This is a genomic window from Tahibacter aquaticus (assembly GCF_004363655.1).
GTDB lineage: Bacteria > Pseudomonadota > Gammaproteobacteria > Xanthomonadales > Rhodanobacteraceae > Tahibacter > Tahibacter aquaticus.
The window spans coordinates 34033-55050 of the sequence record NZ_SNZH01000025.1; the positions used below are offsets into that span (position 1 = coordinate 34033).

General features: G+C 65.4%; 18 protein-coding genes and 1 pseudogene. 14 read left to right on the forward strand and 5 right to left on the reverse strand.

Translation table 11 applies throughout. The features are described 5' to 3' along the window. Window positions 1-233: 233 nt before the first annotated feature. Both DFR29_RS26995 and DFR29_RS27000 read left to right on the forward strand, forming a co-directional pair. The gene (locus DFR29_RS26995; RefSeq protein ID WP_166654376.1) at window positions 234-1718 is read left to right on the forward strand and encodes a DUF1800 domain-containing protein; all 1485 of its coding nucleotides are present in this window, start codon (window positions 234-236) and stop codon (window positions 1716-1718) included. A 16-nt stretch (window positions 1719-1734) separates the two neighbouring features. Beyond that, on the forward strand, window positions 1735-2952 hold the full coding sequence (locus DFR29_RS27000; protein WP_166654377.1) for a DUF1501 domain-containing protein: 1218 nt from the start codon (window positions 1735-1737) through the stop codon (window positions 2950-2952). Window positions 2953-3145: 193 nt separating this feature from the next. On the opposite strand, the gene ykgO is transcribed toward DFR29_RS27000, so the two are convergent. Further along, window positions 3146-3271, reverse strand: a complete 126-nt coding sequence (gene ykgO, locus DFR29_RS27005) for a type B 50S ribosomal protein L36 (protein WP_133821755.1) — start codon at window positions 3269-3271, stop codon at window positions 3146-3148. Between the two features lie 296 nt (window positions 3272-3567). On the opposite strand from ykgO, the gene DFR29_RS27010 reads away from it, so the two are divergent. Next, window positions 3568-4152 (forward strand): DUF2239 family protein, encoded by a 585-nt coding sequence (locus DFR29_RS27010; RefSeq protein ID WP_133821756.1) that lies wholly within the window; start codon window positions 3568-3570, stop codon window positions 4150-4152. A 198-nt stretch (window positions 4153-4350) separates the two neighbouring features. Here DFR29_RS27010 and DFR29_RS27015 read toward each other — a convergent pair whose 3' ends face one another. Together DFR29_RS27015 and DFR29_RS27020 are read right to left on the reverse strand one after the other, a co-directional pair. Further along, window positions 4351-4983, reverse strand: coding sequence for a TetR/AcrR family transcriptional regulator (locus DFR29_RS27015; protein ID WP_133821757.1), 633 nt, complete (start codon window positions 4981-4983; stop codon window positions 4351-4353). Between the two features lie 31 nt (window positions 4984-5014). Then, window positions 5015-5272, reverse strand: a complete 258-nt coding sequence (locus DFR29_RS27020; RefSeq protein ID WP_133821758.1) for an acyl-CoA-binding protein — start codon at window positions 5270-5272, stop codon at window positions 5015-5017. Window positions 5273-5486: 214 nt separating this feature from the next. On the opposite strand from DFR29_RS27020, the gene DFR29_RS27025 reads away from it, so the two are divergent. The 5 genes and pseudogenes from DFR29_RS27025 to DFR29_RS27045 all read left to right on the forward strand — a co-directional run bounded on the left by DFR29_RS27025 (window position 5487) and on the right by DFR29_RS27045 (window position 10657). Next, window positions 5487-7475, forward strand: a complete 1989-nt coding sequence (locus DFR29_RS27025; RefSeq protein WP_133821759.1) for an SDR family oxidoreductase — start codon at window positions 5487-5489, stop codon at window positions 7473-7475. 364 nt (window positions 7476-7839) lie between these two features. Beyond that, window positions 7840-9024: an FAD-binding domain gene (locus DFR29_RS27030; RefSeq protein WP_133821760.1), complete on the forward strand. Its 1185-nt coding sequence runs from the start codon at window positions 7840-7842 to the stop codon at window positions 9022-9024. A 297-nt stretch (window positions 9025-9321) separates the two neighbouring features. Beyond that, window positions 9322-9474: pseudogene (locus tag DFR29_RS27035) on the forward strand (IS5/IS1182 family transposase); the annotation flags it as partial. A 198-nt stretch (window positions 9475-9672) separates the two neighbouring features. After that, the gene (locus DFR29_RS27040) at window positions 9673-9900 is read left to right on the forward strand and encodes a hypothetical protein (RefSeq protein ID WP_133821761.1); all 228 of its coding nucleotides are present in this window, start codon (window positions 9673-9675) and stop codon (window positions 9898-9900) included. 55 nt (window positions 9901-9955) lie between these two features. Further along, window positions 9956-10657, forward strand: a complete 702-nt coding sequence (locus DFR29_RS27045; RefSeq protein ID WP_133821762.1) for a hypothetical protein — start codon at window positions 9956-9958, stop codon at window positions 10655-10657. A 294-nt stretch (window positions 10658-10951) separates the two neighbouring features. Here the strand turns inward: DFR29_RS27045 and DFR29_RS27050 are convergent, their stop codons facing one another. Continuing rightward, window positions 10952-11497 (reverse strand): hypothetical protein, encoded by a 546-nt coding sequence (locus tag DFR29_RS27050; RefSeq protein WP_133821763.1) that lies wholly within the window; start codon window positions 11495-11497, stop codon window positions 10952-10954. A 996-nt stretch (window positions 11498-12493) separates the two neighbouring features. After that, window positions 12494-12946: a hypothetical protein gene (locus tag DFR29_RS27055; RefSeq protein ID WP_133821764.1), complete on the reverse strand. Its 453-nt coding sequence runs from the start codon at window positions 12944-12946 to the stop codon at window positions 12494-12496. Window positions 12947-13581: 635 nt separating this feature from the next. Here DFR29_RS27055 and DFR29_RS27060 point away from each other — a divergent pair. The 6 genes from DFR29_RS27060 to greA all read left to right on the forward strand — a co-directional run bounded on the left by DFR29_RS27060 (window position 13582) and on the right by greA (window position 20805). Further along, the gene (locus DFR29_RS27060; protein ID WP_133821765.1) at window positions 13582-13860 is read left to right on the forward strand and encodes a hypothetical protein; all 279 of its coding nucleotides are present in this window, start codon (window positions 13582-13584) and stop codon (window positions 13858-13860) included. Window positions 13861-14570: 710 nt separating this feature from the next. Then, a complete protein-coding gene (gene dapB, locus DFR29_RS27065; RefSeq protein ID WP_133821766.1) occupies window positions 14571-15392 on the forward strand; it encodes a 4-hydroxy-tetrahydrodipicolinate reductase in 822 nt (273 codons plus the stop codon). Window positions 15393-15625: 233 nt separating this feature from the next. Continuing rightward, the gene (carA, locus tag DFR29_RS27070; protein WP_133821767.1) at window positions 15626-16765 is read left to right on the forward strand and encodes a glutamine-hydrolyzing carbamoyl-phosphate synthase small subunit; all 1140 of its coding nucleotides are present in this window, start codon (window positions 15626-15628) and stop codon (window positions 16763-16765) included. Window positions 16766-16776: 11 nt separating this feature from the next. Then, window positions 16777-17121, forward strand: a complete 345-nt coding sequence (locus tag DFR29_RS27075) for a hypothetical protein (RefSeq protein WP_133821768.1) — start codon at window positions 16777-16779, stop codon at window positions 17119-17121. Continuing rightward, window positions 17105-20332 (forward strand): carbamoyl-phosphate synthase large subunit, encoded by a 3228-nt coding sequence (gene carB / locus DFR29_RS27080; protein WP_133821769.1) that lies wholly within the window; start codon window positions 17105-17107, stop codon window positions 20330-20332. The genes DFR29_RS27075 and carB overlap by 17 nt, the downstream gene beginning before the upstream one ends. Next, entirely contained in the window at window positions 20329-20805 is a 477-nt protein-coding gene (greA, locus tag DFR29_RS27085) for a transcription elongation factor GreA (RefSeq protein WP_133821770.1), read from the forward strand. The genes carB and greA overlap by 4 nt, the downstream gene beginning before the upstream one ends. Window positions 20806-21018: the final 213 nt, after the last annotated feature.

Genomic DNA, 21018 nt, shown 5'->3' on the forward strand with positions numbered 1-21018 from the left:
GCGGCAACTTCCACGAGATCTGCTTGAGCTTGTTAAGCCGGTCGCAGTCGCGGTCAACGAAAGTGCCGGCGCTGCGTTGGAATCGGCGGTCGCAACGGGCAGGCACTGCCGCAGCGACCGGGGACTGGCCGCCGCGGATCTGCCGTGCCGGCCGACGTGCAGCGACGGCGCCGTTCGACGAAGCGGCGCATCGCCTCACCTGACGCAGTATCTCCCAGACCGGAGCCATGCCCATGCAGGCCCAGCCCGCCCGCCGCCAGCTGCTTGCCGCGTTGTTTGCGGCCCCGCCCGCGGCCGATGCCGCCCTGCCGCCGCCCGATTCGGCCCTGTTGCTGCTCAACCGCAGCAGTTTCGGCGCCACGGCGGCCGAACTGGCCCGCGCCCGTAGCCTCGGCGTGTCGGCTTACCTGGCCGAACAACTGGCGCCGCAGCAGCTCGACGACAGCCTGCTCGACGCCCGCCTGGCGCAGAGCCTGCCGACGCTGGCCCTGAGCAATGCGCAGCTCATCGCCGACTACGCGCACAGCGACGATGCGCCGCGGCGCCGGCAGCCGCTGATCGAGCTGCAGGCGGCGACGCTGTCGCGGCAGCTGTTCAGCCGGCGCCAGCTGTTCGAGGTACTGGTCGAATTCTGGTCCAACCATTTCAACGTCACCCACAGCGACGGTCCGGCGCGCTATTACAAGACCGTCGACGACCGCGAGGTGATCCGCGCCCATGCGCTGGGCCGCTTTGCCGATCTGCTGCGTGCCAGCGCGCAGAGCCCGGCCATGCTGGCCTACCTGGACAACGCCAGCAATGTCGTCGACGGGCCGAACGAAAACTATGCGCGCGAGCTGCTGGAGCTGCATACGCTCGGCGTCGACGGCGGCTACAGCGAAAGCGATGTGGCCGAGGTGGCGCGCTGCTTCACCGGCTGGAGCATCGATAGGCGCGCCGGCCAGCACGTGTTCCGCTTCGTCGCGGCGCGGCACGATTTCGGCGCCAAGCAGGTGCTCGGCCGGCAGCTGCCGGCGGGGCAGGGCATCGAAGACGGCCTGGCCGTGCTGGACCTGCTCGCCACGCATCCGTCCACGGCGCGGCATATTGCACGAAAGCTGCTTTGTCGCTTTGTAGAGGATTTCCCCGCCGAGTCGCTGGTACAGCGCATCGCAGCCGTATTCACCGCCAGCGGCGGCGATATCCGCGCCACCGTGCAGGCACTGCTGGAATCGGCCGAGTTCCGCGCCAGCGCCGACGCCAAGTTCAAGCGGCCGGCGGAGTTTGCCCTGTCCAGCCTGCGCAGCGCGGGTGCGCGCGTCCAGGGCGAGCACTGGCTGCGCATCGTCGCCGACGCACTGGCGCAGCAGGGCCAGACCCCACTGAACTGGCCGGCGCCAAACGGCTATCCGGACGTGCAGGCGTACTGGCTGAACACCGCCGCGCTGCTGCAGCGCTGGAATTTCGTGCTGGCGCTGTTCCAGCGCGGCAGCGGCAGCGGGCTGTACGTCGACATTGCCGCGCTGTACGGCAGCGCGCGCACACCGGCGCAACTGGTCGATGCGCTGGCCTTGCGGCTGTTGCAGCGTCCGCTCGCTGCGGCCGCGCGCGAGTTGCTGCTTGCCTATGCGGCCCAGGGCGCGGCGCCGGAACGTGTGTTTACGCCGGCCAGCCTGGATACCACGGCGCGCGAGCTGGCTGCCCTGCTGCTGGCTTCTCCCTATCACCACTACCGTTGAGGGCCGCACCATGGGCATGAACGACGCGCGCCGCGATTTCCTCAAGCTGGCCGGCCTGGCGGCCGCGGCGCCGCTGCTGCCGTTGCCGCGGCTGGCCTTCGCCCAGGCGTCGGCAACCGCGGGCGACGTGCTGGTCGTAGTCTTCCAGCGCGGCGGCATGGACGGCCTGAATGTGCTGGTGCCGTTCGCCGAAGACGACTACTACCGCCTGCGCCCCACAGTATCGATTCCGCGCAGCGGCAGCGGCGCCGTCATCGACCTGGACGGCCGCTTCGGCCTGCATCCAGCGCTGGCGCCGCTGCAGCCCGCCTTCGCCGCCGGCGAACTGGCCCTGGTCCATGCGACCGGCGCGCCCAGCGGCAGCCGCTCGCATTTCTCTGGCATGGACATCATGGAACGCGCCGCGCTGGAGCAGCCCAACCTGGCCAGCGGCTGGCTCAACCGGCATCTGCAGTCGCGCGGCGGCGGCAGCGACTTCCAGGGCGTAGGTCTGGGCCATTCGGTGCAGCGCTCGCTGGGCGGTGCGGCGCCGGTGCTGGGCATGGCTGCTTTCGAGGAGTTTGCGCTGCAGACCCGCTCGGCGCGGGCCGATGCCATGGCCGCGACGCTGGACGCGCTGTATGCCGGCACGGCCACCATGGATGCCGTCGCCCATACCGCTTTCCGGGCCATGGATCAGCTGCAGCACGCCGACCCGGCCCAGTTTGCGGCCGCCAACGGCGCTGACTATCCGGCCACGACCTTCGGCCGCCAGCTGCAACAGGTGGCGCAGCTGATCAAGGCGGACGTGGGGCTGGAAGCCGCCGCCGTCGACATCGGCGGCTGGGATCATCACAACGACGAGTTGCGTCTGCTGGCGCCACTGCTGGATGAATTCGCCCGCGGCCTGGCGGCCTTGCGTACCGACCTGGGCCCGCTGATGAGCAAGGTCTGCCTGGTCAGCATGAGCGAATTCGGCCGCCGCGCCTATGAAAACGCCTCGGGCGGCACCGACCATGGCACAGGCAATTGCCTGTTCGTACTTGGCGGTGGCGTGGCCGGTGGGCGTGTTTACGCGGACTGGCCCGGGCTGCGCGATGCCGACCTGGTGCGGGGCGACCTGGCCATTACCACCGACTACCGCAGCGTGCTGGCCGAGATGTTGCGCAAGCGGCGCGGGGAAACCGCGCTGGCGCAGGTGTTCCCGGGGTTTGCGGGGACGATGGAGTTGGGGATTTTTCGCGCCGGCGGCTGAAGGCCGGTCGGCAGTCGCCTCTACGACTGGACCGCCGAGGCGGTGATCACAACCCCACAAAAGCAAAAGGACCGCCGAGGCGGTGATCACAACCCCACAAAAGCAAAAGAACCGCCGAGGCGGTGATCACAACCCCATAAAAGCAAAAGGACCGCCGAGGCGGTCCTTTGTGCATCCGGCAATGGCCGTGATCTCAGCGCTGGCGCGCCTTGAAACGCGGGTTGCTCTTGCAGATCACGAACACTTTGCCGCGGCGGCGCACGACCTTGCAGTCGCGGTGACGCTGCTTCGCGGACTTCAGCGAATTCAGTACTTTCATGGGTTAGCTCCTCGAAACAGCTTGCACAAAGACGCGAAAGAATAGCAGTGCTATCGCGCTTGTGTAAAGCGACGCGGCGTCGATCGGGCCGGATCGGACCGGATTATCAATGACGTAGCCGGCCAGCGCTGCAGTGTCGCGGTGTGGCGGCTGCCGCACAAGCCCGAGCCGGGTTCTGTCGCTCCGTTACCGCCGTGCTGACGGGTGAGACCAGGCACGGCGAAATTATTTACCCGGGTATTATTGACTCTTGAATATTACCCGGATAAATTCTGCGCCTCTTCCCGGAGCAGCCAATGACGACGCCCGATAGTTCCCAAGCCATCATCTTTCTCGGCGATCGACGTATCGCCTCCGGCCCGCTCGCCGACGCCGCGCGGCAGGCGTTCGCCCAGCTTGGCCCGGATAGCGTGGGCGGCGTGCTGGTCTTCGACGCCGCCAGCAGCAAGCCCATCGATATCGACTGGCGCGGTACGCCGGCCGAAATCGCCGCGCGCCTGCAAGCGTCCGATGCAGTAGCCGACACGCCACCGGCGCGCGGCCGTCCGCGCCTGGGCGTGGTCGCCCGCGAAGTGACCTTGCTGCCGCGGCATTGGGAATGGCTGTCCGAACAGACCGGCGGCGCGTCGGTGACCTTGCGCAAGCTGATCGACCAGGCCCGCCAGGCCGAAGGCGGCGCCGGCCTGCGCCGGCGCGCACAGGAGTCGGCCTATCGCTTCATGACCGCCATGGCCGGCAATGCCCCCGGCTTCGAAGAGGCCCTGCGTGCGCTGTATGCGGGCGAGCGCAGCGCGTTCGAACGGCATACCGACGCCTGGCCGGCCGATGTGCGCGACCACAGCCGCCACCTGGCTCAGCCGGTGTTCGCCGCCGGAGAATAGCCATGCCGATCGTCCAGCGTGTGCAACCGCCGCACTGGCGGCGCGCATTGCTACCGCCCTGGCAGGCCTTGCTGCCGCTATGGCCGCTGTTGTTGCCCTTGCAGTTTCTGTCGGTGCGCAGCAGCCGTCGGCTACTGGCCGGCGGCGTTGATCAGGGCGGGCAGGGCAGCGACGCCGGTGCCGAGGAACTACCGGCGACTAGCGCCGATACGCCTGCGCCAGCGTATTCAGATGCAGGCGTTCCGCATCGCGCAGGAACGGCGCGATCAGCAGCATGACCTGGTAGATACCCTGGTTCAGGTCTTCCTGGCTCGGATCGACGCGGGAATTGCGCACAGCGTTGAAGTTGAGCCAGAAGGTGGTCAGCAGCAGAACGTTCTCGGCGCTGGCGCGGATCTCGTCGGCGGTGGCGCGCAGTATCTCGGCCTGTGCCAGCCCCTTCAGCACTTCCGAGGCGCTGCTCGCGGCGCGGTTGAGCATACGGCCGAAATGCAGCTTGAGCTTGCGGTTGCGCGAGAGGATGTCGACCAGGTCGCGATACAGGAAGCGGAAGTCCCACATGCACTCGAACACGCGATGCAGCTGCATCCAGATGTCTTCGAGCGTGGGCAGGCGTTCCTCGGGCACCAGCAACGCCTGGTCCATGCGCGTTTCGTAGGCCGCGAACAACTGCTCGACGATGTCGTCCTTGTTGCGGAAGTGGTAGTACAGATTGCCCGGGCTGATCTCCAGCTCGTCGGCAATATGGTTGGTGGTGACGTTGGGCTCGCCCTGGGAATTGAACATCACCAGGGCGATCTCGAGGATGCGCTCGCGCGTACGTCGGGCCATCAGCGCTCTCCGTGCGGCGGGGACGGCGGCATCAGCCGCCGAGCTTCTTGACCAGATCGACGTACTTCTGCATGGCTTCCTCGGCCTTGGTGCCCTTGAGCTTGGCCCAGGCTTCGTACTTGGCCGTGCCGACGAAATCGAAGAAGCCGGGCTTGGGGCCGGACACGTCGCCGGAAGAACCCTGCTTGTAGAGTGCGTACAGTTTCAGCAGCGTGTCGTTGTCGGGGCGCTCGGGCAAATTCATCGCCTTCTTCGCCGCTTCCTCGAATTTGCTGGTCAGATCGGACATGGCTTGCTCTCGGTGATCAGGTCCCGCATCTGCGCGTGCGGTGAATGCGAGCTTGTATCACGCGTCATCAGGACGGTCAACGCGATCAATCAGGCGTTTGAAAGCCGCTTGGAAACCGCCCCGCGGCGGGACTATCTTATGCTTCGGAAGGAGAGGGCGGCTCCGTCGCCCGGGCACGCCAGATTCACTGGCGCGACATCGCAAGGGGATACGAATGACTTATTTCGTCACCGGTGCCACCGGCTTCATCGGTCGTCATCTCGTCGCCAATCTGCTCAAGCGCAAAGGCACTATCTACTGCCTGGTACGCAAGGGCTCCAGCGACAAGTTCGAACAGCTCAGGGAAAGCCTGGGTGCTGACGACAAGCGACTGATCGCCGTGACCGGCGACCTGGCCAAGCCGAAACTCGGCGTAGCCCCCGCGATGCTCAAGACCCTCACCGGCAAGGTGCAGCATTTTTTCCACCTTGCCGCCTTGTACGACCTTTCCGCCGATGCAGAATCGCAACATGTAGCCAACATGGATGGCACGCGCCATGCCATGCAGCTGGGCGAAGCGGTCAAGGCCGGCGTATTCCACCACACCAGTTCGATCGCCGCGGCCGGCCTCTACCCCGGCGTGTTCCGCGAAGACATGTTCGATGAAGCCGAAGAGCTGGATAACCCGTACTTCCGTACCAAGCACGATTCGGAAGGCCTGGTGCGCAACGAATACCCGCGTCCCTGGCGCGTCTATCGCCCCGGCATCGTGATCGGCAACTCCACCAGCGGCGAGATGGACAAGATCGACGGGCCGTACTACTTCTTCCGCCTGATCAAGAAACTGCGCCAGGCCCTGCCGCCCTGGGTGCCGACCGTCGGCCTGGAAGGCGGCCGCCTCAACCTGGTGCCGGTGGACTGGGTTGCCGCAGCGATGGACCACATCGCGCACAAGCCCGCGCTCGACGGCCACACCTTCCACCTGACCGACCCCGCACCGCGCCGCATCGGCGAGGTGCTGAACATCTTCGCCCGCGCCGGCCACGCACCGCAGATGACCATGCGCCTGGACGCGCGCATGTTCGCCTTCATCCCCGGCGGCATCCGCACCGCGCTGAGCAGCCTGCCGCCGATCAAGCGCCTCACCACCGTGATCCTGCGCGACTTCGGCATCCCGCGCGAAGTGATGAAATTCATCAACTACCCCACGCGCTTCGACTGCCGCGAGACCGAGCGCGCGCTGAAGGGTTCCAAGATCAAGCTGCCCAAGCTGGAAGACTACGCCTGGCGCATCTGGGACTACTGGGAGCGTCACCTCGACCCGGACCTGTTCATCGACCACTCGCTCAGCGGCAAGGTGAAGAACCGCGTCGTCGTTGTCACCGGCGGCTCGTCCGGCATCGGCAAGGCCGTGGCGCTGAAGATCGCCGCGGCCGGCGCCAAGGTCGTCATCTGCGCGCGCGGCGAAGAAGAACTCGCCGTGGCCAAGAAAGAAATCGAAGCCGCCGGCGGCAGCTGCTTCACCTACATCGTCGACCTGTCCGACCTGGCCAGCTGCGATGCCTTCGTCAAACAAGTCGTGGCCGACCACGGCGGCGTCGACGTGCTGGTGAACAACGCCGGCCGCTCCATCCGCCGCTCCATCGCGCTGAGCTTCGACCGCTTCCACGATTTCGAACGCACCATGCAGCTGAACTACTTCGGTGCGCTGCGCCTGATCATGGGCTTCCTGCCGAGCATGTCAGAGCGGCGCCGCGGCCATATCGTCAACATCTCGTCCATCGGCGTGCTGACCAATGCGCCGCGCTTCTCCGCCTACGTCGCCTCCAAGGCCGCACTCGACGCCTTCTCGCGCTGCGCCCAGGCCGAGTATTCCGACCTCGGCATCCACTTCACCACCATCAACATGCCGCTGGTGAAGACACCGATGATCGCGCCGACCAAGATGTACGACCACGTGCCGACCCTGTCGCCGGAAGAGGCCGCCGACCTCGTCGTCGAAGCCATCGTCGAGCGCCCCGTGCGCATCGCCACGCGCCTGGGCATCTTCGCCTCCATCCTGTATTCGCTGGCGCCGCGTGCTTACGAAATCATCATGAATTCGGCGTTCCGCCTGTTCCCGGATTCGGCGGCGGCCAAGGGCATGGCGGGTCGGGGCGAGCTGGAGCAGCCGACCAATGAGCAGATTGCGGTGGCGGCGTTGATGCGTGGGGTGCATTGGTAGTTTGTTGCTGACTCTGCCGACGCCGCGCATCGCTTTGCTGTGCGCGGCGTCGCGCCGTCATCACTCTGCAGGTGTACGCCCAACGCGGCGCCGGCATAGCGCGCTTGCACTGGCGCAACCCGGAATACTGGCGACACCCCGTTGCCAGATATCGTGCGGCATGGAGATGCCACTGCTCTTGCGCGGCGTATCGAGGGCGGGCGAGTACATATCCCGCATCCCGCATCCCGCATCCCGCATCCTGCCGCCGTTGCCGACCCGAGTGGATGTCGCTGCACCCACTTCTCTCGATCTGCAAATGTCGATACTGCGAAAATAGCCGTCGCCCGCGTTTTGCTGGCAGACCGCACAGGGGAACGCGTCAATGAAGGTCGCCATCAACGGAGCCGGCATTGCTGGTACCGCATTGGCCTACTGGCTGAGCAAGCGCGGCCACGAGGTGGTACTGGTGGAGCGTGCCCCCGAACTGCGTACCGGCGGGTTCGTGCTCAACCTCTGGGGCATCGGCTACGACGCACTGGAGCGGATGGGCCTGTTGCCAGGGCTGCTGAAATTGCAGCATCACTCCGACGAACTGCGCATGGTGGACCGGTCGGGACGAACCCGTGGCGGCTACCCCTCCAGCGTGCTGCTGAAGCTCGCCAACGGACGCATGGCCACACTGGCCCGATCCGATATCGCAGCGGCCATCTACGCTTCATTGGACGGTCGAGTGGAAACCTTGTTCGGCGACAGCATCACCGCCATTCACGATGACGCGACGCGAGTGCGAATCGAGTTCGAGCATTCGATGCCTCGGGAGGTCGACCTCGTGATTGGCGCTGACGGCCTGCACTCGCGCGTTCGCCAGCTCGTCTTCGGACCCGACGCCACGTTCGAGTATCCGATGGGATGCCACGTCGCTTCCTTCGAGGTCGCTGGCTATCGGCCGCGCAACGGCAATGCCTACGTGGCGCATACAGCGCCCGGCCGGTATGTGGCCCGCTTCCCGATGCGCGACGACCGGATGCTTTTCTTCGTGCTGCTACGGGACGAGTACCTCAAGGGGCGGGTTCCCGCCAGCCACGCAGAGCGCCAGGCAGCGTTGACCGCAGCGCTGGCCGACATCGGTTGGGAATCTGCCGCCATCCTGTCGGCAGTCGAGCAAGCCGACGACATCTACTTCGACAGTATCAGCCAGATCCGCATGGATGCCTGGGGCAAGGGCAAGGTTGCGTTGATCGGCGACGCGGCGGCTTGCCCTTCCCTCATCGCCGGAGAAGGGGCCGGCTTCGCCTTGGCACAGGCCTACGTGCTTGCCGGCGAATTGCATCGGCACGAAGGCGACAGCGAAGCGGCAGTCGCCCAGTATCAGGCGCACCTGAAGGCCGTCGTCGCGCGCAAACAGAAGCTCGCGGAAAGCCTGGTGGCCTCGTTTGTCCCAAGAACGGCGCTGGGGGTACGCATTCGCGACTATGCCACGCTGCTGATGCGCCTGCCGGTATTCCCCAAAATCCTGATGGGGCGCTACTTCCACGATGAGATGAAACTGCCGGAGTATGGGATCTGATACTCATCGAGCGGCCTTTCCCCTCGCGGCCGTTCCTTCCGGCACCAACAGGTGGCAATGTCCACTTCTGGCTGTTGTCAACCTGGCCAGGTCACGTCGAAAGTTTCCATGTCGCTTGCGTCGACGCTTCTTGTTGCGATGGCCACGCCCGGGCTGTTGATGCGCTGCCGCCGATCACGGAGGAGGGCAGTGACAGCCACCAGCGAAGGTCTGAACAAGCCCTTCATTTTGTGCTGGGACTAGCCCCCGAGCGTCAGGCCGGAACCGATGGCCCCGACGAGCTTCGGCGACGGGGGCGAGGGTGAGCGCGATCCGGAGATGCATCAGACGAAGAAAAGTGAGCAGTAGTACTCCGGCACAAAGGCGCACATCGGCGTGGACGTTGATTCGGGCTTTGGGCACACGGTGACAACGACAGCAGCGAGCGAAGCTGACGTGACGCAAGTGGAGTATCCGGGGGGCGATCGCGAGCGGCGCGGCTGGCCCAGGCACATCGTTGGCTGCTACGGTCGCCGGCGTGCTGTCGTCGCGGTCGCCGAAAATTCGCGCATTCTGGCCACGAATGATCCCCGCCTCCGGCAAATGCAGGCGCTCGGCGTCGGCTAACGCCTGCCGCAATAGCGTGAGCATTTCGGGGCGATCCTCGGGGTGGCCGCGTTTCGCCAGCGTCATCGCCAGCTTTGCGCGCCCGATGAGCAGCGAACGCACATCGCCCAGCCGCTCGAAAAATGGCATTTGTTCCTCGCGCCGTATGCGCAAGGCCTCCTCCAGCTCGTCCCGCGCCTGCAGGATGTCCGCGATCTGGCCCTGTGTGGTCGCCTGCGCCCGCGCATCGCCCAGCCGCTCGAACACCGGAAGCTCTTCCTCGCGCCGTAGGCGCAAGGCCTCCTTCAGCTCGCCCCGTGCCTGCAGGTTGTCCGCGATCTGGCCTTTGGCAACAGCCTACTCGCCATCGTTTCCGAGCCGTTTCGCCCGTTCGGCAAACACCTGCGCCGTTTCCATGGCGAGCTGTGGATCGCCTGGCCTGCGCACCAGGCAGCAGCGCGGCGCGCAGCGCTCTCAGCTCAGCGTCGCGGCCAACGAGGTCGCCTGGCGCGGTGGCGAACGGGGCGGAGTCGTCGGCGGCAAGCGGCAGGCGGCCGTTGCGGGTGCCGCGATACAGCTCGTTGTCGTCGATCCATTCTGCGACCCGGTGCGACCAGCGCCGCGCCCATACCTGTCGCGGGCGCAGCGGCTGTGCCAGGGGCAGGTCCACATCCACGACCAGCAGGCCGTTGGGATAGCGCTGGTGCTCGTAGAGACAGCCGGCGGCGAAAACGTGCAGGCCGGCCTGCGGGTCGTTCCAGTGTTCGATCACCGGGTCGTGCTGGTGGCCGTGCAGCAGCAGGTCCAGGCCGTACTCGCCCAGCTGGCGCTGGGTGTCGCGTGCGTCGGCAAGGTCGGTCGGGGGATGGTGAATCAGGCCGATACGCCAGCCCGGCAATGCCTTGCTGTCGGCACCGGTCAGCAGGCGGCCGATCGGGTCATCGCTGAGCCGCAACTTGCTGGCGACGTTGTCGTCGCCAGCCAGGCACTGTCGAAACCGATGACGTGTAGCGGTGCGCCGGCGCCGAGGTCCAGCGTGCGGCGGTAGCCGAGGAGGCCATGCGGGCTGTGCTGCGGCAACTGATGCGGCAAATTCGCCGCGAGCAGGAAATCGCGATACGCCTGTTGCCGGCGGACGATGGCCTCACGCCATTCCGCGTCGCAACGGTGTAGCGCGCCAACTAACTCGCCTGATCAATGCCAGCTAACTTGATCACGGCTCAGGGCGCAAAAAAGGGGGCTTCCGCCCCCTTTAAATTGCCCTGTAGATCAGGCTTCACCCCGGAGCGTCCTGGCTCTCTGGCCAGCCTCCCAGGGAGACACGCTACCCGGCTATCAGATTCTAGCGAGGCACCATACAGATGGTCTCGTTGTTCTCCGGCTTCCAGTGGCAAACGATCACGCCGCTACCGGACCCCGTTGCACCGTACTGCACGTTAACGCCCAACTGGCGCATGTACTCCAGAAAGCGGGCCATGTTGTTTTCATGGCCGGGCGGGTAGTACCACCGGCCAGCGTAGCCTGGGGCGTTCGTCGTCGGGTCCGGCAGGGTCTGGCCGGTGCCGTCAACGGCGCTATTGGCGACATAGGCGGCCTGCTCATTCAGCGTCGCACGCAGTTTCACAGACGACCCGTCCAAGAAAACAATTTCAATGGTCAGCACTATGCCGGACGTGAACCCCATCGTGGCGTCCACGTGCCCCAGGATGAAGATGAGCGGCCCAGCTAGCGGGTTGTTTGTCATCTGAAAAATCTGTGGCGTGCTGGCCAGACGCAGGATTTCGCCGCGCAGCTGCACGTCATACAGGAAGTCATGAGCACTCGGCTGACGCGGCAGGTACGCGGGGAACGACATTGTCCCGACGTTGGCCGTAATGCTTTGCTTCATCGTCCCGCCAGTTCCCAGCCAAATCTGGCTTAACGCGGAAGCCACGTTAGCCGTCTCGCTGTCAACGGAGAGTTCTTCTGTCTGGAGGTTGCACCCTGCCGTCACAGATGCCGCATCTGGCCGTCTCGCCTCCGCCGCTGAAACCCCCTCAGTCGAAGGGCCAACGCCGTTGAGCGAACCGCAGTAGTTGCGATACTTACGGACTGAGCCAGTGGCAGGATTCCAGACCGTATGTGGGCTTGGGCTTGCCCCCAGCGACCGCGCGGTGCTGTACATCTGTGAGTCGTTACAGTTCACGCATTGCGCTGTAGTCGCGTCCGCTACTTGCGTGCAAACCATTCCTGCGAGGCCCAGCATCCCGGCCAAAAAAACGTTGCGCATCAGTCACTCCCTTGGATTTTTCTCCCCTGAACATGTATACGATAGATTGTATGCTGCAGAGGGTGCAAATCATGTGGCGCGCCGATCAGGTCGTGCTATCCGTCTGCAAGCCGAGTCATAAAGATCAACTCCTTGGCAGGCTTAATTTTCCCGCGTCCCGCCATCTGGTAGTTGATCGCTACTGACTGGCTATCGAAACGGCCGAACACACGGCGCATAAGCGGATGGTCGTTGATGGTGAGGACGAAACGGCCCTGCGCTTTCGCCAGCACGCCGTGGCAAAGTCGTCGCTCAATCAGCTGTAGTGCAGAATCCGCAGTCGCTTGGTCATGTCACGCCCCCTGTGCGTGCGGCAAGTATGCCGAAGGCCGCAAAGACCACAAGCGCACAGAGGTCCGCGAAGGGGGCTGTTTCGAGTGACGCCAACTGCCTGCGACGCGTGGGACGAAGACCTGGCCGCATCGAATCACGCGCGGTGAGGCGCCGACCGAAACCTTGCACGCTACGGATACAAGCACGGCCCCTGGTTCGGGAACCTGTCAGCCGGTATGGGCAGGTGAAGCGCTTACAGCAAGCGCCAATCAAACCTGACCTCGTGCTGTGCAATGAGCCCCGTCAGCATCCGTATCGTTCGCTGTAAGTCAGGTCCTGCCGCGGAACCTTGAACTTCGTATCGGAGATTTCCAGTGAAAAATCCGCAGCGCCGAACTCGATGACGACGCTCTCGCGATCGTTGGTGATGATTTTCCATAGGTAGTATTCAGCCACTCGGAGCGGCGTCTCGACGGGCGTCCTTTCGATACTGAGGATGAAGATTTGCCCCATCGTTGAACCATAGTTCCCCGTGCCGCCGCGGAGGGCGATATGGGTGTCGGTGACGTGATGAAAACGAAGTGTCGCCCTGGCGACTTCGAAAATGGCTTCGCTTTCATCGACACACGTTGGCCACTGCGTGATGTGGTCAATATCGAATTCGAGTTCTGAGCGGAAGTCGTCGTCTATCAGTCGAAACCCATGAATTCGGTTGTCGTGAAAGTCGTCGAAAATCCGTTTGTCTGTTGTATTCATTGATTTCTACCCTGTGGTATTCCGGCAGCGTTGTTCGCGATGTCTCGTCGGCCGTGCTGCCGAGATTTGTTTCCTTGGCCGGCCAACCGGGGGCTACGCCGGCACCCGCCGAGCGGGTGCTTGGACATGTTCAACTTCTCGCCAAGGCTGAAGTGCGACAGTGCGACTCTGCGTTCATTCGCACGATCTCGCCAGCACAGTGTGCCGGTTCGGCCGTCATTCTGCGAACCGGGCCGATGCCTCGGCAAAAGGGACAAATCCATACTCTTGACGCTGCTCGCACCGAGGACAACAATCCGCGCGTTGCCGCCCATTCGGCAACCGGGTTTAGCAGCCCGATCCAAGACGCACTCCGCGTCGCACTCTTTCGGCGCTTTTTTTATGCCCGGAATTCGTGCGCCGTCGTCTGCCGATTTCTGGCGGCGGTGTGTGGGGAGCCGCAAGGCTCGCCGGTCTTGACCGGTCTGCTAACCCGCACACCGTTCGCCACCCTTTTTTTTCGCCGTTCCGGGTGGCGACTCCACGCAAAGGGAGTTGTCCATGGATAGTCGGTATGTGTGTTTTGGCGCCGGGCGTTCGTCCGGTTGCTGCGTCCGCGTCGGTCGCGTTGGTCCCTGGAGTGGGAGGCGCGCGCCATGACTTGCTACGGTTCGTTCCATCCGCTGCGTCGTGATATCGCGACGGCAGAGCCGGTGATGTTCGCCTATGTGTTGGATACCCGCGCGCAGCGCGAGGCCTTGCAGGAGGAAATGCTGGTCCGCATTGCGGCCATCCAGGAACTCAGCGAAACCATCGCATCGGCGCAGCTGGATTCGCCCGGTGCGCGCTCGCACGGCGGCATTCTCGACGCCGTGGCGATTCTCTCGCGCGACGTGCGCGGGTTGATGGAAGCCAGTTTCCACCCGGGGCCGTAAGCCCCCTCCGCTGCCGGGGCGGCGTTGCGCCGCTCCGGCGTTGGTCGAACACAAAAAGTCAGACAGCCCCAGATACCTCCGTTGGCGGGGCGCTGCTGACGCGCATTCCGCCAGGTTCCGCGCTTCTCGCCACGGCGACCCGGTCGAATGCCGCTGCGGAGCAGTAGAAACCGCCTCCGTTGAACAAAAAAGTTGCAACCACCCGGTCGAACGTCTTTCCGGAGCAGTAGAAACCGCTTCGGTTGAACAAAAAAGTCGCAACCACCCAGTCGAAAGTCCTTCCGGAGCAGTAGAAACCGCTTCCGTTGGACAAAAAAGTCGCAACGACCCCGTCGAGAGTCCTTCCGGGGTAGTGGAAACCGCTTCGGTTGGACAAAAAAGTCGCAACGACCCGGTAGAAAGTCCTTCCGACCCGGTCAGCAGCCGGTAGTCAGGCGCCCTGGGGTGGTCGCAAAACCACTGTTCGGGGTAGCGAAACGGCGCCGGCCGGCCCGTGCTCCGGCGCAGCCCCGCCGGGCGCCGCGGCGGCGGCGGTGGGCGAGGGGAGCCCTGGCGACGGCGGTGCCCCTGCCGGCGGCAGCCGGATTGCGCTGCCTGCGCGAGCGCTGCCGATCGCGGCGTCGGCAGGGACGTGCCCCGGCGCTTATCCCGTTGTGCCAACCCCGGGCGCGGTCGAGAATGGGCGTTTTCCGCTGCGGGCTTCCGATGCCATGACCACCGACGCCGCCCCGATCCGCCTCGCCGTCTACGGCGCGGGTGGCCGCATGGGCCAGGCCGTGCTGCGCGCGGCGCAGGACTGTGCCGACGTGTGCATCGCGGCCGCGCTGGTGCGGGCCGGTTCGGGGCTGGCGGGGACGCCGTTGCCGCCGTTGCCGCCGCTGTCGGCAGGCGCTGCGGGCGAGGGCGAATTCGTCATCGCGCCGCCGGCCGGCACGCTGCTGGAGGTCGTGATCGATTTCAGCGGCGTGCAGGGTTTCGATGCGGCGCTGGCGCTGGCGCTGCAGCACCGTGCCGCGCTGGTCAGCGGCACGACCGGCCTGGACGCGGCGCAGCACGTGGCACTGGACCGGGCGGCCGAACAGATTCCGGTGCTGTGGGCCTCGAATTTCAGCCTCGGCGTCGCGCTGATGCAGCGTTTTGCGCGCATGGCGGCGAAGGTGTTGCCGGACTGGGATTGCGAGATCGTCGAGATGCATCACCGGCGCAAGCGCGATGCGCCCTCGGGCACGGCCTTGAGCCTGGGCGAAGCGGTGGCGCAAGGCCGTGGCGTTGGGCTGGCTGAGGTCGCCGTACACGGGCGCAGCGGGCTGACCGGCGCGCGGCCGGCGGGGCAGATTGGTTTTCATGCGCTGCGCGGCGGCGATGTGATCGGCGATCACACGGTGCTGTTCGCCAGCGATGACGAACGCCTGGAGTTGACGCACCGTGCCGCCAGTCGCGATCTGTTTGCGCGCGGCGCGCTGCGGGCGGCGCGCCGGCTGGCCCGGGCGCAGCCGGGGCGCTACGGCATGGACGACGTGCTCGGCGAGTGAGACGGCCATGCCGCGGCGATGGCCGCGAAAGCGGCGCCGCCGGCAGGTCTTATGCCATTGGCGCGACCTTGGTCGACCTCGCAACGGTGGACACCCGCGCCGCCGGCCCCTAAAATCGCGCCTCGCCTCGATTCCCTTTCTGCCCGAATCCACGGACTGGTAGAGCCAGCCCGCGGGTTTTCGCGCACCTGATATACGGCCAGGTGCCGGGCCACTACCCATAAGGCGACCGCATGACACTGCCAGCACTCCTTGCCCTCGCCGACGGCAGCCTGTTCCACGGCACAGGCATTGGCGTCGAAGGCACGACGACCGGCGAAGTGGTGTTCAACACCGCACTGACCGGCTATCAGGAAATCCTGACCGACCCTTCGTATTCGCGTCAGATCGTCACGCTGACCTATCCGCATATCGGCAATACCGGCTGCAACCCGGTCGATGTGGAGTCCGATGCGGTCTGCGCCGCCGGCCTGATCATCCGCGACCTGCCGCTGCTGGCGAGCAACTGGCGTTCCACCGAAACCCTGCAGGACTATCTGCGCCGCAATAACATCGTGGCGATCAGCGACATCGATACGCGCCGCCTGACGCGCATCCTGCGCGACAAGGGCGCGCAGAACGGCGCCATCGTCACCGGCGCGGCCATCGATGCGGACGCGGCCCTGGCCGCGGCGCGGGCCTTTCCGGGCCTGAAGGGCATGGACCTGGCCAAGGTCGTCAGCACCACGGCGAGCTATGCCTGGAACGACGGCAGCTACGACCTGGACCGCACCGAATTCAAGCGCACGCCGGGCACGTTCCGCGTCGTCGCCTACGACTTCGGCATCAAGCACAACATTCTGCGCATGCTCGCCGACCGCGGTTGCGACATCACCGTGGTGCCGGCGCAGACCAGCGCCCAGGACGTGTTCGCGCTCAAGCCCGACGGCGTGTTCCTGTCCAACGGCCCCGGCGATCCGGAGCCCTGCGACTACGCCATCGCGGCGATCAAACAGTTCGTCGCCGCGCGCCTGCCGCTGTTCGGCATCTGCCTCGGCCACCAGCTGCTCGGCCTGGCCACGGGCGCCAGCACGCTGAAGATGAAGTTCGGCCACCACGGTGCGAATCACCCGGTCATCGACATCGCCAGCGGCCGCGTGATGATTTCCAGCCAGAACCACGGCTTTGCCGTCGACGAGGCCACGCTGCCGGCCAACGTCAAGGCGACGCACCGCTCGCTGTTCGACGGCTCGCTGCAGGGCATCGCCCTGACGGATGCGCCGGCCTACAGTTTCCAGGGCCATCCGGAAGCCAGCCCCGGCCCGCAGGACGTGGCCGGCCTGTTCGATCCCTTTATCCAGATGATGCAGTCGCGCCAGCGCGCGGCAGCCTGAAGGGCAGGATCATGAGCCTGTTTCTGCAATGGCGCCGCCGCGCGGTGCTGGCCGGCCTGAGCCTGATGCTGGCGGCCAGCGCCGCCGCCGCGGCGCAGGGCCGCGTGCGCGTGGTCGAAGTGGTCAGCTACGAGCAGCTCGGCGGCCACGTCGGCGAGGAGATCGTGGTACGCACGACCCTGGGCTCGCGCCGGTCCGGCACCCTGGTGCGCTATACGCGCACCGCCCTGCGCCTGAAGCTCGACTCCCGCGACGGCGGGGTAGAACTCGATATTCCTTCCAGCTCGGTGCGCGACATCGAAGTCGCGAGCGAATCCGACACTACGCCCGGAGGCGACAGTGCCAAAAAGAACTGATCTAAAGACCATCCTGATCATCGGTGCCGGCCCCATCGTCATCGGCCAGGCCTGCGAGTTCGATTATTCCGGTGCCCAGGCCTGCAAGGCGCTGAAGCAGGAAGGGTTCCGCGTGGTGCTGGTGAATTCCAACCCGGCCACGATCATGACCGATCCGGAAACCGCCGACGCGGTGTACATCGAGCCGATCAACGCGGCCACGGTCGAGCGCATCATCGCCAAGGAAAAGCCCGACGCGCTGCTGCCGACCATGGGCGGACAGACCGCGCTGAACTGCGCCCTGGACCTGGCCGACCGCGGCATTCTGGAAAAGTACAAGGTGGAACTGATCGGCGCCTCGCGCGAAGCCATCCGCATGGCCGAAGACCGCGAGCTGTTCCGCCACGCCATGAAGGACATCGGCCTGGATTGCCCGCGCGCGGAAATCGCGCGCACGCTGGACCAGGCGCTGGATGCGCAGACCAAGGTCGGCTTTCCCACCATCATCCGGCCGTCGTTCACGCTGGGCGGTTCCGGCGGTGGCATTGCCTACAACCGCGAGGAATTCGTCGACATCGTCAGCCGCGGCCTGGAGCTGTCGCCAGTGGGCGAAGTGCTGGTCGAGGAATCGGTGCTGGGCTGGAAAGAGTTCGAGATGGAAGTGGTCCGCGATACCGCGGACAACTGCATCATCGTCTGCTCGATCGAAAACCTCGATCCGATGGGCGTGCATACCGGCGATTCCATCACCGTCGCGCCGGCACAGACCCTGACCGACAAGGAATACCAGCGCCTGCGCGATGCCTCCATCGCCGTGCTGCGCAAGATCGGCGTGGATACCGGCGGCTCGAACGTGCAGTTCGGCGTGAATTCCGAAGACGGCCGCGTCGTCGTGATCGAGATGAATCCGCGCGTGTCGCGTTCCTCGGCACTGGCGTCCAAGGCGACGGGTTTCCCGATTGCCAAGGTCGCCGCCAAGCTCGCCGTCGGCTATACGCTGGACGAGCTGCGCAACGAGATCACCGGTGGCCTCACGCCGGCCTCGTTCGAACCGTCGATCGACTACGTCGTCACCAAGATCCCGCGCTTCGCCTTCGAGAAATTCCCCGCCGCCGATGCGCGCCTGACCACGCAGATGAAGTCGGTCGGCGAAGTCATGGCGATCGGCCGCACCTTCCAGGAATCGCTGCAGAAAGCCCTGCGTGGCCTGGAAACCGGCAAGGACGGCCTCACGCCGACGCGCGTCGACATTGCCAGCGTCGATGGCGTCGCCACGCTCAAGCGCGAACTGAAGGAACCGGGCCCGGAGCGCGTGTTCTTCGTCGCCGACGGTTTCCGCGCTGGCCTGAGCCTGGAAGAAATCTATGTGCTGACGCGCATCGACCGCTGGTTCCTGGCGCAGATCGAAGACCTGATCAAGACCGAAGCGGAAGTGAAGGCGCGCGGCCTGGCCGTGATCGACGCGGCGCGCCTGCTCAAGCTCAAGCGCAAGGGCTTTTCCGATTCGCGCCTGGCCGGCCTGCTCGGCACCGACGAGAACGCCGTGCGCACGCTGCGCCGTGCCTTCAACGTGCGGCCGGTGTACAAGCGCGTGGATTCCTGCGCGGCGGAATTCTCCACCTCTACCGCCTACCTGTATTCCACCTATGAACAGGAATGCGAGGCGCTGCCCAGCACGCGCGACAAGATCATGGTGCTCGGCGGCGGCCCCAACCGCATCGGCCAGGGCATCGAGTTCGACTATTGCTGCGTGCATGCGGCGCTGGCCCTGCGCGAAGACGGTTACGAGACCATCATGGTCAACTGCAATCCGGAGACCGTCTCCACCGACTACGACACCTCCGATCGCCTGTATTTCGAGCCGCTCACGCTGGAAGACGTGCTCGAAATCATCGACAAGGAAAAGCCCAAGGGCGTCATCGTGCAGTACGGCGGGCAGACGCCGCTGAAGCTGGCGCGCGCACTGGAAGCCAACGGTGCGCCGGTGATCGGCACCAGCCCCGACTCGATCGACCTGGCCGAAGACCGCGAGCGCTTCCAGCAGATGGTGGAAAAGCTGCGCCTGGCGCAGCCGCCCAACCGCACCGCGCGCACCGCCGACGAGGCGATGGCACTGGCGCGGGAGATCGGCTATCCGATGGTGGTGCGGCCGAGCTACGTGCTGGGCGGACGTGCCATGGAAGTGGTGCATTCCGATGCCGACCTGAAGCGCTACATCACCGAGGCCGTGCGCGTTTCCAACGATTCGCCGGTGCTGCTGGACCGCTTCCTCGACAACGCCGTCGAAGTCGACGTCGATGTGGTCGCCGATGCGGACGGCAATGTGCTGATCGGCGGCATCATGGAACACATCGAGGAAGCCGGCGTGCATTCGGGCGATTCGTCCTGCTCGCTGCCGCCGTACTCGCTCACCGCGGAAATCCAGGACCAGCTGCGCGAGCAGGTGCGGGCCATGGCGCGCGAGCTGAAAGTGGTCGGCCTGATGAACACGCAGTTCGCCATCCAGGACGACAAGGTGTTCATCCTCGAAGTGAACCCGCGTGCCTCGCGCACGGTGCCGTTCGTGTCCAAGGCCACTGGCGTGCCGCTGGCCAAGATCGCCGCGCGCTGCATGGTCGGCCAGAGCCTGATTGCGCAGAACGCGACGCGGGAAGTGATTCCGCAGTATTACTCGGTGAAAGAGGCGATCTTCCCGTTCCTGAAATTCCAGAACGTCGATCCGATTCTCGGCCCCGAGATGCGGTCCACTGGCGAGGTGATGGGCGTCGGCCGCAGCTTCGGCGCCGCGTTCGCCCGGGCGCACGAGGCGGCGAACATCCTGCCGCCGCCCAAGGGCAAGGTGTTCGTGTCGGTGCGCGATCCGGACAAACCGCGCCTGCTCGGCGTGGCCCAGGATCTGCTGCGCCGCGGCTATTCGCTGGTCGCCACCAGCGGCACCTGCGACTGGCTGAAGGAGCAGGGCGTGGATTGCGAGCGGGTCAACAAGGTGATCGAAGGCCGGCCGCACGTGGTGGACCTGATCAAGAACGGCGAGATCGTCTTCATCGTCAACACCACCGAAGGCAAGCAGGCCATCGCCGATTCGTTCTCGATCCGGCGCGAAGCCCTGCAGCAGCGCATTACCTATTCGACTACCATTGCCGGCGCCCGCGCGCTGCTGCATTCGCTGGATTTCCGCGGCGACGGCAGCGTCAACAGCCTGCAGGAGCTGCATAAGGAATTGAAAGCATGAAGCGACCGCCACTGACCCTGAAAGGCGCCGAGCGCCTGCGCGACGAGCTGGAAAAACTCAAGACCGTCGACCGTCCGCGCATCATCGAAGCCATTGCCGAGGCGCGTGCCCACGGCGACCTGAAGGAAAACGCCGAATACCATGCCGCGCGCGAGCAGCAGGGTTTCGTCGAAGGCCGCATCCAGGAAATGGAAGCGACCCTGAGCTATGCCGAAGTCATCGACGTGGCCAAGCTCGGCGCCGGCACGCGCATCGTGTTCGGTGCCACGGTAGACCTGGAAGACGAAGACTCGGGCGACAAGGTCACCTATCAGATCGTCGGCGACATCGAGGCCGACATCAAACAGCGCCTGATCGCCGTCAGCTCGCCGATCGCGCGGGCGCTGATCGGCAAGAGCCAGGGCGACGCGTTCGAGTTCCAGGCGCCGAATGGCCTGAAGCGCTACGAGATTATGGCGGTCCGCTACGATTGAGCCGCACCTGAAGCGGCGGCGGGCGCGAGTGGGTCGCAGGTGAATGAGCGGCGTAGGGTGGGGTAGGCCGCAGGCGCACCCCACCATCCCCGTGTCTTACCCACGAAGAACCCGTGCCGGAGGCGTTTTCCGGCGCGCCCCGGGCTTCCTCCGGCAGGGGCTTTTTGCGGCGGAAATACCGGCGCGGTGGGGTGCGCCTGCGGCCTGCCCCAG